Source organism: Catenulispora pinistramenti, assembly GCF_018274385.1.
GTDB lineage: Bacteria > Actinomycetota > Actinomycetes > Streptomycetales > Catenulisporaceae > Catenulispora > Catenulispora pinistramenti.
Window position 1 is genome coordinate 1 of record NZ_JAAFYZ010000278.1, and the last position, 12080, is coordinate 12080.

Sequence of the window (12080 nt, forward strand, 5' to 3'; positions counted from 1 at the left end):
GGTCATGGGCGGGCTCCTAGGGATGGTTGGAGAAGAACCGCGTGGGCTTGGTCTGGAGCGCCCTGCTCGACACGGATGACAAGGGCCTGGTCGGCATCGCCGTCTTCGATGAGGAGCGCCGCGCTTTCCAGCGCTGAGGCGGGATCGGCGAGGCAGACGACGGGGCCGGTGAGATTCCAGCGCGCGGCAACATGCCCGGCTACCGCGTTCGGGACCGCTTGGAAGAACAGGAGGGGGCCGAGGACACCATTGGTCGCCACGGTTCGGGCGACGTGGGCGGCGCTCTGCCGGTCGCCTCGGCTGGTGACGATGAGGATCGCGGTCACCGGGGAATCGGTCGCGGCCATAACGGGACGGCGGCTGAGACAGCGGGCGGCGGCCTCGGCCGCGATGGGGCTGAAAGTGGAGAGGATGAAGCCCGCGAGGTTGGGCGGGGTGTGATCGTGAGCTGATTCGGGCCAGCGGGCTTCGGCGAGGATGGTGAGGCCGAGGGCGGCGGCTTGGTCCGGAGTCGCTGCCGTGATGGCGAGTGCCGGGACGGCTACTGCTGGGGCGGATACCACGGTCGCGCTATCGGCCTGCGACTCGGCGGCGGCACTGTCGGCGGCGGCGCTCCTGTCGACCTGCTGCGGCACGGCTGCGGTGATGGCGCGGCCGGGCGCGGCGGTCATTTCAGTCGGCAGGTTCTGCGGTGTCGCCTTCTGCTCAAGCCCGTCGGCATTCGTCTCAGTGGTCTGGCTCATGGCGCACCCACCAGTAATGCCGTGTTCGCGCCGCCGAATGCGACGTTGAGCGTCAGTGCGTAGCCGAGCTCCGCGGCGGCCGGTTCCAGGACCAGCGCCAGTGCGCAGTCGTCGTCCGGCCCGAGGTAGCCCGCGTTGAGTGGCAGGCGTCCGGCGCGCAGGGCCGCGACCGTGAGGATGAGTTCCAGGAGGGCGCCGGCTTCGAGGGCCTGGCCGTGGATCGATTTGGTGGAGCTCACCGGGATCTTCGGGGCCGCGTCGCCGAGCGCGGCACGCAGGCCAGCGGCTTCGGCCGTGTCGCTCTGCTTGGTGCCGGAGCCGTGGGCGTTGATGTAGCCGATGTCGGTGGGCTGGACGGTGCCGCGATGGAGTGCGTCGGTGATGGCGCGGGCCAGGCCGAGGCCGTCGGGGCGGGGCTTGCAGACGTGGTAGGCGTCGCCGCTGCGTCCCCAGCCGGCCAGTCGGGCCAGGGGCTCGGCGTCGGTGGCCGCCTCCAGGACGATCGCGCCTACCGCGTCGCCGAGCAGGAGGCCGCCGCGTCCGGCGCTGAAGGGCCGGACTCGGCCGTCCGGGGTCAGGGCACGTCCCGCGTCGAACAGTGCGTACTGGTCGGCGTCCACGAGGTAGCCCGCCGCGATGACGACGCGCTCGGCACGGCCGTGGGCGATGAGTGCCGCGGCGTCGGCGACCGCGGTGCTGGCCGCGACGCAGGCGGAGGTGTAGGCGCGGGCGCCGGCGAAGCCACACGTTGCCGCGATTCCCGCCGCGAACGCGTCGGCGCCGAGGGCGGGGTCGCCGTGGATGGCGAGGAACAGGTGGCAGTCGGCGCGGGCCTGGCGGGTGAGCCCCGCTTCGTCGCAGGCTTCGTTGATGGTGCGAATCAGCTCACGCACAAGCTCGGGCGAACCGGGGGCGGTGGCCGCTGCCTTCGCGCGGCGGCCGGCCACGTCGAAGCGTTCGACCGGTGCGAAGCCGGAGTCGCCGGCGAAGGCCGCGCCGGCCAGTGCGTCGATGCCCGGGCCGAACGCGCTGAACACCGCCATGCCGCGGATCACGACCTCCGTCGCCCCACGCCGCACACGAGAGGTGGGCTGAGCCTGGCCCGCGTCCCCACTCACCCCGCGCCTCCGAACCCGAGCTCCCCCAGCACCTCCACCACCGAGCCGACCGTCGTCATCCGCGCCAGCGCCTCGTCGTCGGCGTCGAACGGGCGGCCGTAGCGTTGTTCGATCTGGTGGATCAGCCAGGCCAGTTCCAGGGAGTCCACCGATTCGGGGACTTCCTCGGGCCGGCGCTCGCCGTAGGTCGCCAGCATCGCCAGCACCTCGCCGCGGGCCTGGCCGGCCTCGCCGACCTCACCGGCCTCGCGGGCTTCGCCGACCTCGCGGGCTTCGCTGTTGCCCACAGCTCAGGCCGACGCAGCGGGAGCGGCGAGCCGGGTGGCGACCGCGGCGCAGAACTCGTCGATGGTCAGCGCCGCCAGCTCGTCCAGCTCGTCGTCGCTGAAACGGACGGCGAAGCGCTCTTCGACGCGGACGCCCAGCTCGGCCAGGGCCAGCGATTCCAGGTCGGCGCCGGCCGGGCCGAGCTGGGTCTCGCCGTCGAAGTCGGCGGTGTCGTAGTTCATCTCCGCCAGCGCCTGGAGGGCGAACGCCTTGATCTCGTCGTGCGACGTCATGGGCTTCTCTGTTCCTTCCGATTGAAGATGCTCAGCGCGCGCCGGAGAGCACGCTCTGGTCGCGCACGAGCTTGCCGGTGGCGGTCCGCGGCAGCCGTTCCACGACGTGCCACGCCCGCGGCCGCTTGTAGGGCGCCACGCGCTCGGTCAGTCCGGCCTGCACGTCGTCCAGCGACGCGGCCGGAGTGAGGACCACGTACGCCTCGATCGCCTTGCCGTACACCACCACCGCGCCCTCGACGCCGGGCAGGCCGGCCAGAGTGTGTTCGACCTCTGACAGGTCGACCTTGAGGCCGCCGATGGAGACCTGCGAGTCGCGACGGCCGCGCACCCGGACCAGGCCGGTGCCGGGTTCGACCGAGCCGGCGTCCTTGGTGTGCAGCCAGCCGTCGGACCAGCGCGCGGGGTCCACGAGGCCGACGTACGGGGAGTTCTCCATCGCGATGTGCAGTTCGCCGTCGTCGTCGCGCATCTGGATGCCGGGGGCCGGCAGGATCGCGGGGCGGTGGGCGCCGAACAGGTCGGTGGCGATGACTCCGAGCTCTGTCATCCCGTACATGTTCCCGAGCCGGATTCCGTACCGGTCGACGAAGGCGTCGTGCACCTGGGCCCGTACCAGCTCGCCGCCGGTCGTCATCCCGGTCAGCTGCGGGAGCCGCGGCGGTTCGGCGACCGCGGCCAGCAGCTCGATGTGGAACGGGACGCCCAACAGCGTGGTCGGTTCCGGTCCGGCGGCGACGGCGGCCAAGATGGCCTCGGCGGTCATCCGGCCCGGCAGTACCAGCCGGGCCCCGGCGTGCAGGCCGTACAGCAGCCCGCCGACGAGCCCGAGCACGTGCACCATCGAGGCCAGGGACACGATCCGCTCGCCGCCGCGCGGGACGCCCTCGCCGATCGCCGTGTACCGGTCGATCTCGGCGATGAGGTCCGAGGCGGTGCGGCCGATCGCCTTGGACGGCCCGGTCGAGCCGGAGCTCAGCTGGACCAGCGCGTGCGACGTCTCAGAGGGCTGACCGCCGGGGTTGGCGACGATCTTCTCCTGGACCTCGTGGAACGCGCGCAGCGCGCCGCCGCTGGTGTGCTCGGCCCGCACCACGTACTGCGGGGCCAGCCGCGCGATCGCCTGCTCCACCTCGAACGCGGTCAGCCGGTGGTCCAGCAGCGCGGCGCGGGCGCCGATCCGCCAGGCGGCCAACAGGTTCGTGATGAAGGCCGTAGACGGCGGCAGGCACAGCGCGACTGAGCCGCCTGCGCGCAGGCCGGCGGCGGTCAGGGCCTGCTGCCGCGCCGCGACCATGCGACGCAGCCCAGCCCGGTCGACCGGCTCGCCGAGAACCAGGCACACCTGATTGTCCGGGCCCGCCAACAACACCTCGTCAACCCATTCCGGGTCCGTGGGAATGTCGATTCCAGCAGCCATTACCCACACCTCCGCCCACGCGAAAAGGACCTACCTGAAAAGTGAGAAACGCCGAGTACCCGTAAGGGTGCGGCACGGACCTGCCGCAGCCGTTCGGTGGCGATCGCAAGCTTTGGCGCAAGCGGACTCCAGCGTCAAGTAGTCCGTCATGGTTGAGTAAAATTCGCAGGTCAGAACTCTGCACTAAAGCGCTTGCGCAGTGAAAATTTTCAGCGTTGACCGTCCGGAGAGCACCCCGCTAACGTCATCGCCGGTCGTACGACTGGTCTTTTCCGCCCGCATTCAATGGAGCACCGGTGAAAGCTGACATGAACCCGGCGGTCGAGCGGTATTACGACACCACACTCGATCTTTACGAAGAACTCTGGGGCGAACACGTCCACCACGGTTTCTGGGACGAGGGCGAACGCCCCGACGCCGAGGGTGCCGACCGGCACACCGCGACCGACCGCCTGGTCCACGAACTCGTCGCCTACGCCGGCGTCCCGGAGCGGGCGCGGGTCCTGGACGTCGGCTGCGGCATCGGCGGCCCGGCGCTGTATCTGGCCGGGACGCTGGGCTGCTCGGTGGTCGGCGTCACGCTGAGCGCACAGCAGGCGGTCCGCGCCACCGAGAAGGCCTGGGATGCCGGGCTGGCCGAGCGGGCCGAGTTCCACCGGCTCGACGCGTTGGCCACGGGCTTTCCCGACGAGTCTTTCGACGTGCTGTGGGCGGTCGAGAGCCTGATGCACATCGAGGACCGCGAGGCGTTCTTCGCCGAGGCGATGCGCCTGCTGCGGCCCGGCGGCCGGCTGGCGATCGCCACCTGGTCGGTCCGCGACGGCGCGCTGTCAGAGCCCGAACAAGAGCTGGTCGACCAGATCCTGAAGCACCAGGTGATGCCCAGCTTCTCCTCGCTGCCCGAGCACGAGCGCCTGGCGCACGCCGCCGGGTTCACCGACGTCGCCTCGGTGGACTGGAGCCGGGCCGTGGCCAACTCCTGGGATCCGGAGTTCGCGCTGATCAAGAAGCCGGAGCACGGCCGGGCGACGATGGTCGAGCTGGCGCGTGAGCGCGGCGCCGACGTGCTCGGGTTCTTCTACGCCGGGCCGTTGATGAAGAAGGGCTTTGACACCGGCGTGATGACGTACGGCGCGATCCGCGCGGTCAAGCCGACGAAGATGTACCAGGGGATCGTGGCGCTGCTGCGCGTGGTGCTCGACGAGGAGGACGGCTGGAGCGCGACCGTCTCCCCGGCCACGACGCTGGACGGCGATCTGGAGCTGGAGAGCATCGAGCTGGCCGCGTTCAGCCGGGTGCTGCAGAAGCGTTTCGGCCCCGGTGTGGACCTGGCCGCCTATGTCGCAGGGCTCGAAGTCGATCAGATCATCGCGCTCACGCTCGGCGACGTCGCCGCGTTCGTGGCCGCCGCCCGAGCCGCAGCCACGAACGCCGAGCAGACCACCGCACAAACCACCGCACAACCCGCCGCGCAGACCCCTGAGGCCGACGGCACATGAGCCGGTTTCTGTTCGTCAGCCTGCCGCTGACCGGGCACGTGAACCCGATGGCGGCGGTGGCGAAGACGCTGACCGCACAAGGCCACGACGTGGCCTGGGCCGGCTCGGAGTCCTATCTCAGACCCCTGGTGGGCCCGGAGGCGGTGATCCAGCAGATCCCGCTGCGTCCGCACCGGCGTCAGGCCGATCGCGGGATGGCGGCGGCGAAGACCCGGTGGGAGGAGTACATCGTCCCGCACTGCAAGGTCTCGCTGAAGGGCGTGGACAAGGCGGTCCAGGCGTTTCAGCCGGACGTGCTCGCCGTGGACCAGCATGCCGTCGCCGGTGCGCTGGCCGCGCATCGGTACGGCCTGACGTGGGCGTCGATGGCGCCGACGACGATGGAGCTGACCCGGCCGTATCGCAGCGCCCTGCCGAAGGTGGAGGCCTGGATCCACGGTCATCTGGCGGACCTGTGGACCTACGCGGGCCTGCCGGACAAGCCGCCGCACGACCTGCGTTTCTCACCGCACCTGCTCATAGCGTTCACCGGCACGGCGCTGACCGGTCCGCTGGCGTGGCCGGACAACGCGGTGCTGGTCGGGCCCTCGCTCGCGAAGCGTCCGGCCGACCACGACTTCCCGACGGACTGGCTCGACCCCGACCGCAAACACGTCCTGATCTCGATGGGGACGCTGGCCGCCGAGACGTCCCACGGCTTCTACGAACGAGCGGTGCAAGCCGTGCGACCGCTCGGGATCCAGGCGGTCGTGACCGCTGCGCCGGAGACGATCCCCGACCCGCCGGACCACGTCCTGGTCCGCGCCCGGGTCCCGGTGCTGGAGCTGATGCCGCACCTGGACGCGGTCGTGTCGCACGGCGGCCTGAACACGGTCTGCGAGTCGCTGGCGCACGGCGTCCCGTTGGTCCTCGCGCCGATCAAGGGCGACCAGCCGATCAACGCCGCGCAGGTCGCGGCCGCCGGGGCGGGCGTGCGGGTCAGCTTCGCCAGAACCCGGCCGGAAGTGCTGCGCGAGTCGATCGAATCAGTGCTCGAAGACAAAGCCATCCGCAAGGCGGCGGCCCGCGTCCGCGCTTCGTTCGCCGTCGCCGGGGGCGCCATCGCCGCCGCCGGGCAGTTGGCGCTCCTGGCGAATCCGCCCCTCGGCGAGAAAGAGAGGGAACCCCTTGAAGGTCCTGCATGATACGTGGCTGATCTTCCACCGCAACCTCAAGCTGATGCTGCGCTCGCCGCTGTGGGTGGTGCTCGGCGTCTCCCAGCCGGTGGTCTTCCTGCTGCTGTTCGCCCCGCTGCTCAAGCCGGCCCTGGCCACCATGGGCGCACACTCCCAGGCCCAGGCCTACCGCATCTACGTCCCGGGCATGTTGGTCGCCCTGGCCCTGGCCGGCGGTCTGTACGCGGGCTTCGACCTGCTGCGCGAGCTGTCCTCAGGCATCGTCGAGCGGGCCCGGGTGACCCCGGTGAGCCGGCTGGCGCTGCTGCTGGGCCGGGCCCTGCGCGACGTGGTGGTGCTGGTGGTCCAGGCGGCCATCATCATCGTGCTCTCGCTGCTGTTCGGGCTGACCGTCAGCATCCCGGCCCTGCTGATCGGCTATGGCATCCTGGCCCTGATCACCTTGACCAGCGCGTCGTTCTCCTACGGCGTGGCGCTGAAGATCAAGAACCCGGCGGTGCTGGGCCAGCTGATCAACAACGTGGCGCAGCCGCTGATGCTGCTGTCCGGCACGCTGCTGCCGATCGCGCTGGCCCCGCTGTGGCTGCGCGACACCGCCAACGGCAACCCGTTCAACTGGGCCGTGACCGGGATGCGCGCGCTGTTCACCGGTCACCCGGGCGACCCGTCGATCTGGAAGGCCTTCGCCATGCTCGGCGGGCTCGCGGTCATCACCATCGCCTGGTCCGGCCGCAAGTTCGCCAAGTCGGTCCGGTAAGGGGGAAGACGATGGGCATCATCGAAGTCAAGGGTCTGGCCAAGAGCTACGAGACCCGCTCGCGCCGCAAGACCACCAGGGTGGACGCGGTCGCCGGGGTGGACCTGGACGTCGCCGAGGGCGAGATCTTCGGGTTCCTCGGCCCGAACGGCGCCGGGAAGACCACCACGCTGCGGATGCTGGCCACGCTGATCCCGCCGGACGCCGGCGAGGCCACGATCGCCGGGGCGAACCTGCGCTCCCAGCAGGCCAAGGTCCGCGAGGCGATCGGCTACATCGCGCAGGGCGGCGCCACGACCGACGACGCCACGGCGCGCGAGGAGCTGGTCCTGCAAGCCCGGATGCACGGCATCAGCAAGGCCGAGGCGCAGCGCCGGGCCGTCGCGGCGCTGGCGGCGTTCGAACTCACCGAATACGCCGACCGGGCCTGCAAGACCTACTCCGGCGGCCAGCGCCGCCGCGTCGACATCGCGATGGGCATCATCCACCGGCCCAAGGTGGTCTTCCTGGACGAGCCGACCACCGGCCTGGACCCGCAGAGCCGCGCGCACATGTGGGACGAGGTGCGCAGGCTGCGCTCGGAGGGCATGACCGTCTTCCTCACCACGCACTACCTCGAAGAGGCCGACGTGCTGTGCGACCGGGTGGCGATCATCGACGGCGGCGTCATCGTGGCCGAGGGCACGCCGGACACGCTCAAGCGCGAGATATCAGGGGACATCGTCACCGTCGGGGTCGGCGAGGACTTCGCCGAGAAGGCCGGCGAGGTACTGACCGGCCAGGACTACCTGACCGAGGTCGAGGTCCGGGACGGCGGCATGCTGCGGCTGGCGGTCGAGGACGGCGGGACCGCGGTGCCGCGCGTGATGCGGACCCTGGACGACGCCGGGATCGCCACGTCCACGGTCGAGGTGCACCGGCCGACCCTGGACGACGTGTTCCTGACCAAGACCGGCCGCTCGCTGCGCGAGTCGTGAGGCCTGTGATCATGCCGGAGCGGGAGATCCACCGGGCGGTCGTGACCGGAGGCGCCGGGTTCGTCGGCTCGCACTTGTGCGACCGGCTCCGCGATACCGGGGTGCGGGTGGTGTGCGTCGACAACTTCCTCACCGGTTCGGTGGACAACGTCGCGCATCTGGCCGACGATCCCGGATTCGAGCTGCTGGAGCGCGACGTCACAGAACCCTTCGATGTGGCCGGTCCCGTGGACGTCGTCTTCCACCTCGCCTCCCCGGCCTCGCCACACGACTACGCGCGCCATCCGCTGGCCACGTTGAAGGCCGGTGCGCACGGCACGCTGCACGGGCTGGAGCTGGCCGGACGCAAGGACGCGCGCTTCCTGCTGGCCTCGACCTCCGAGGTCTACGGCGATCCGCTGGAGCATCCGCAGGTCGAGTCCTACTGGGGCAACGTCAACCCGATCGGGCCGCGCAGCCAGTACGACGAGGCGAAGCGGTTCGCCGAGGCGCTGACCGCGACGCACCGCGCGCATCTGGGCTTTGACACGACCATCGTGCGGCTGTTCAACACCTACGGCCCGCGCATGCGGCCGCTGGACGGCCGGGCCGTGCCGACGTTCGTCAGCCAGGCGCTGGCCGGTCGGCCGATCACGGTCGCCGGGGACGGACAGCAGACCAGATCGCTGTGCTACGTGGACGACACGGTCGCGGGCATCATGGCCGCGGCGCGCGCCGGGCACCCGGGGCCGATCAACATCGGGAACCCGGCCGAGCTGACGATCCTGGAGCTGGCCGGGCGGGTGCGGGAGCTGTGCGGATCGACGGCGCCGACGGTGTTCGTGCCGCGCCCGGGCGATGACCCCGACCTGCGGCGCCCGGACATCACGCTGGCCGGCTCGGCACTGGGCTGGGCGCCGGTCGTGGACCTGGACAAGGGGCTGACCGCGACCATCGACTGGTTCGCCGCGACGCACGGACGGTGATGCGATGCAGCACACGATCATGGTGCCGTTCCGCGGCGAGGGCTCCGGCAGCGAGGAGCTGACCTGGGGGCAGTGGACCGTCTGGCGGATGATGAACGGCTTCGGCTCGGTGTTCATGATCGGCGGTGCGATGCGGCTGGAGGAGGGGACGTCGCTGGAGCACCTGGAGCACCTGCTGGCGTTCATCATGGCCCGGCACGAGTCGCTGCGGACCCGGATCCGGACCGGGCCGGACGGGCAGCCGCGCCAGGTACTGGCCGAATCCGGCGAGGTCGGGCTCGAGGTGATCGACGTCGAGGACGGCGAGGATCCGGAGGCGGTGGCCGAGGCGACGCGCGAACGCTACGAGTTCGAGCCCTTCGACATCGCCGAGGACTGGCCGGTGCGGATGGCCGTGATCCGCAAGGACGGCGTGCCGGACCACTTCGTGGCGATGTATCCGCACATGGTGATCGACGCCTACGGCTTCGACGCGCTGGTCGGGGATCTGGTGAACCTGGACCGCCGGACCGGGGCGGAGTTGGCGGCGCGCGGCGGGATACAGCCGATGGAGCTGGCCCGTAAGCAGCGCGGCGCGTCGGCCGCGCGGCAGTGTGAGGCCTCGCTGCGGTATTGGGAGAAGTGGCTCAGGGAGGTTCCGGCGCGGCGGTTCAACGGGCCGTATCCGGGGTGCGATCCGCGGTGGTGGGACTGTACGTACGACTCGCGGGCGGCGTTTCTGGCGGTCGGGGCGATCAGTGCCCGTACCGGTCTGCACAGCGGGCCGGTGCTGCTCACCGCGTACGCGGTCGCGCTGGAGCGCGTCACCCACGCCGGGCCGAGTGCGATCCGGATGGTGGTGAGCAACCGGTTCCGGCCGGACTTCGGGCGGTCGGTGAGCGTGCTGGCGCAGCCCGGGCTGTGCGTGTTCGACGTGCGCGGCTGCACGTTCGACGAGGCGGTGGGGCGGGCCTGGCACGCGCAGATCGCCACCGGCAAGAACGCGTACTACGACCCGCGCAAGATGGCCGAGATGCGCCAGCGGGTGGAGAAGGAACGCGGCGAGGAACTGGATCTGATGCTGTATTTCAACGACCGGCGCAAGACGCTGGCGCAGCCGGTGGCCGAGCCGGAGGCGGTGGCGGACGCCGAGCAGATCTGGGACGCGCTGCCGTCGTCCCGTCTCACCTGGGGGATCCGGTCGAACACGCCGGACGTCAAGGCGTACCTGGACGTCAACGGGAGCCCGGACACCGTGAACGTGACGCTGCGCTCGGACACGCAGGCGGTGTCGCCGAGCGAGCAGGTGGCGATCCTTCGGACGATGGAGGAGATCCTGCTGGCCGCCGCGTTCGACCCCGATTGCCCGACCGGGGTCTGAATCAGTCAGCTGAATCAGCCCACTGGGATCAGGCCGGCTGAATCAGCCCGCTGGGACGAGGAGACGAAGGAGTTGAGTCGGTCATGGACGTGACGACATACCCGATGACGATAGGCCAGCTGTCGGTGCACCGCGACGTGGAGCGGATGCCCGAGGAGCGGTTGTGGGAGGCGAACCTGCAGCCGCTGGTGTGGGACGTCAAGACGCCGTGCACGGTCGATGACGTGTGGACGGCGCTGACCGCGCTGGCCGGGCGGCACGAGTCGCTGCGGACGAACTACGTGTTCGAAGCCGACGGCTCGCCGCGCCAGTTCCTCGGCGCTCAGGACGCCGAGGAGGTGATGGCGCGGGTCGAGCGCGGAGTGGCCGACATCTCCGAGCTGCCGGCGCTACTGCTGAGCAAGCACCAGTCCGTACTGGACATCTACCACGGGATCCCGTGGCGGGCGTGGGTGATCACCGAGGACGGGACACCGACGAAGGTCCTGTACGTGGTGCACCACATCGCCTGCGACGGCGCCGGCGCGCTGATCATGCAGGACGACTTCCACGCACTGCTGGCCGGCCGGACACTGCCGCCACCGGCCGGGCAGCCGATCGCGATGGCACTGGACCAGCAGGGCGCGGGCGCGTTCCGGCTGCGCGCGGCGGAGCGGTACTGGAAGCGGACGCTGGAGGCCGCGCCCCGCCTGGCTTCCCGGGAGGCCGGCACCCCCAACGAGGAGCTGATCGGCGTCACGATGCAGACCGGCATCCCGCTGGAGGCGGCGCACGCCGGGGCGGAGAAGCTGGACGTCAGCATGGCGACGGTGGTCCTGGCGGCGTACTACCACGCGGTGCGCACAGTACTCACCCGGCCCGCAGTCCTGCTGACCGCCATCTCCGCCAACCGCTTCGACCCGAGCATGGCCGGCGTGGTGACCTCGCTGACCCAGTGGGCCCCGATGCTGTTCGAGTTCGACGGCACCCAATCCTTCGCCGAGCTGGCCGCCAAGGTCCACGGCAAAGCGCTGAACGCCTTCAAGAACTCCATCTGCGACCCCGACTACGTGGTGAACATCCGCGAGGAGTACTTCGTAAAGGCCGACCCGCCGGTCGACAAGGGCTTCAGCACCAACGTGATCCTCGCCCCGCCCGGCTTCGCCCCGGCGGTGGAACAGACGGCGCGCACCGTGGAGTTCGCCACACCGCAGCGCGCCTGGGGGCCGGGCTTCTACTTCATCGTGAGCGGGATCGATCGGATCAACGTGGCGGTCCGGTGCAACCGGCCGGACGTGGACCAGGAGAAGGTCGCCGCGATCCTCGATGTGTTCCAGGAGACGTTGCTGGAGGTCGCCGGCTTGCCGGCGATGGAGTGAGGGGGCGCGGCGGCCCGGATGCCCTAGGGCTGGTGGCATTCGGGCCGCCGCGACAGGTGCTGGCTGGCTGCAGTGGCAGGGTTCTGTGTGTTGGCGCTGCGTCAGAGTGCTGAGTCGGTGGGGCTGGAGTTTGGGGGCTGTTTGCGGG

12 protein-coding genes are annotated in these 12080 nt (G+C 70.6%); 7 read left to right on the forward strand and 5 right to left on the reverse strand.

Annotated elements, in window-relative coordinates:
- Positions 1–2: 2 nt before the first annotated feature.
- The 5 genes from KGQ19_RS43290 to KGQ19_RS43310 all read right to left on the reverse strand — a co-directional run bounded on the left by KGQ19_RS43290 (position 3) and on the right by KGQ19_RS43310 (position 3841).
- On the reverse strand, positions 3–743 hold the full coding sequence (locus KGQ19_RS43290) for a beta-ketoacyl-[acyl-carrier-protein] synthase family protein (RefSeq protein ID WP_212020511.1): 741 nt from the start codon (positions 741–743) through the stop codon (positions 3–5).
- A complete protein-coding gene (locus KGQ19_RS43295; protein ID WP_212020536.1) occupies positions 740–1786 on the reverse strand; it encodes a beta-ketoacyl synthase N-terminal-like domain-containing protein in 1047 nt (348 codons plus the stop codon). The genes KGQ19_RS43290 and KGQ19_RS43295 overlap by 4 nt, the downstream gene beginning before the upstream one ends.
- A 71-nt stretch (positions 1787–1857) precedes the next feature.
- Complete coding sequence (locus KGQ19_RS43300) at positions 1858–2148, reverse strand: hypothetical protein (RefSeq protein WP_230420349.1); 291 nt, start codon at positions 2146–2148, stop codon at positions 1858–1860.
- A 3-nt stretch (positions 2149–2151) separates the two neighbouring features.
- Positions 2152–2421: a phosphopantetheine-binding protein gene (locus KGQ19_RS43305; protein ID WP_194895755.1), complete on the reverse strand. Its 270-nt coding sequence runs from the start codon at positions 2419–2421 to the stop codon at positions 2152–2154.
- A gap of 31 nt (positions 2422–2452) precedes the next feature.
- On the reverse strand, positions 2453–3841 hold the full coding sequence (locus KGQ19_RS43310; RefSeq protein WP_212020513.1) for a class I adenylate-forming enzyme family protein: 1389 nt from the start codon (positions 3839–3841) through the stop codon (positions 2453–2455).
- Positions 3842–4137: 296 nt separating this feature from the next.
- On the opposite strand from KGQ19_RS43310, the gene KGQ19_RS43315 reads away from it, so the two are divergent.
- From KGQ19_RS43315 to KGQ19_RS43345, 7 genes are all read left to right on the forward strand, one after another.
- Positions 4138–5340 carry a methyltransferase domain-containing protein gene (locus KGQ19_RS43315; RefSeq protein ID WP_212020521.1) on the forward strand — a complete coding sequence of 401 codons (1203 nt, stop codon included), beginning with the start codon at positions 4138–4140 and terminating at the stop codon, positions 5338–5340.
- Positions 5337–6524, forward strand: coding sequence for a glycosyltransferase (locus KGQ19_RS43320; RefSeq protein WP_212020523.1), 1188 nt, complete (start codon positions 5337–5339; stop codon positions 6522–6524). The genes KGQ19_RS43315 and KGQ19_RS43320 overlap by 4 nt, the downstream gene beginning before the upstream one ends.
- Positions 6508–7272: an ABC transporter permease gene (locus tag KGQ19_RS43325; protein ID WP_212020525.1), complete on the forward strand. Its 765-nt coding sequence runs from the start codon at positions 6508–6510 to the stop codon at positions 7270–7272. Before KGQ19_RS43320 ends, KGQ19_RS43325 begins: the two co-directional genes overlap by 17 nt.
- A gap of 17 nt (positions 7273–7289) precedes the next feature.
- The gene (locus KGQ19_RS43330) at positions 7290–8249 is read left to right on the forward strand and encodes an ATP-binding cassette domain-containing protein (RefSeq protein ID WP_368862246.1); all 960 of its coding nucleotides are present in this window, start codon (positions 7290–7292) and stop codon (positions 8247–8249) included.
- 11 nt (positions 8250–8260) lie between these two features.
- Positions 8261–9214 carry an NAD-dependent epimerase/dehydratase family protein gene (locus KGQ19_RS43335; RefSeq protein ID WP_212020529.1) on the forward strand — a complete coding sequence of 318 codons (954 nt, stop codon included), beginning with the start codon at positions 8261–8263 and terminating at the stop codon, positions 9212–9214.
- Positions 9215–9218: 4 nt separating this feature from the next.
- Positions 9219–10574, forward strand: a complete 1356-nt coding sequence (locus KGQ19_RS43340) for a condensation domain-containing protein (protein ID WP_212020531.1) — start codon at positions 9219–9221, stop codon at positions 10572–10574.
- Positions 10575–10657: 83 nt separating this feature from the next.
- Entirely contained in the window at positions 10658–11932 is a 1275-nt protein-coding gene (locus KGQ19_RS43345; protein ID WP_212020534.1) for a condensation domain-containing protein, read from the forward strand.
- Positions 11933–12080 lie beyond the last annotated feature (148 nt).

What these genes read in the sequence shown, in the direction of transcription:
- KGQ19_RS43290 (WP_212020511.1), bottom strand. Translation starts at nt 743, where the DNA reads ATGAGCCAGACCACTGAGACGAATGCCGACGGGCTTGAGCAGAAGGCG.
- KGQ19_RS43295 (WP_212020536.1), bottom strand. Translation starts at nt 1,786, where the DNA reads ATGGCGGTGTTCAGCGCGTTCGGCCCGGGCATCGACGCACTGGCCGGC.
- KGQ19_RS43305 (WP_194895755.1), bottom strand. Translation starts at nt 2,421, where the DNA reads ATGACGTCGCACGACGAGATCAAGGCGTTCGCCCTCCAGGCGCTGGCG.
- KGQ19_RS43310 (WP_212020513.1), bottom strand. Translation starts at nt 3,841, where the DNA reads ATGGCTGCTGGAATCGACATTCCCACGGACCCGGAATGGGTTGACGAG.
- KGQ19_RS43320 (WP_212020523.1), top strand. Translation starts at nt 5,337, where the DNA reads ATGAGCCGGTTTCTGTTCGTCAGCCTGCCGCTGACCGGGCACGTGAAC.
- KGQ19_RS43335 (WP_212020529.1), top strand. Translation starts at nt 8,261, where the DNA reads ATGCCGGAGCGGGAGATCCACCGGGCGGTCGTGACCGGAGGCGCCGGG.
- KGQ19_RS43340 (WP_212020531.1), top strand. Translation starts at nt 9,219, where the DNA reads ATGCAGCACACGATCATGGTGCCGTTCCGCGGCGAGGGCTCCGGCAGC.
- KGQ19_RS43345 (WP_212020534.1), top strand. Translation starts at nt 10,658, where the DNA reads ATGGACGTGACGACATACCCGATGACGATAGGCCAGCTGTCGGTGCAC.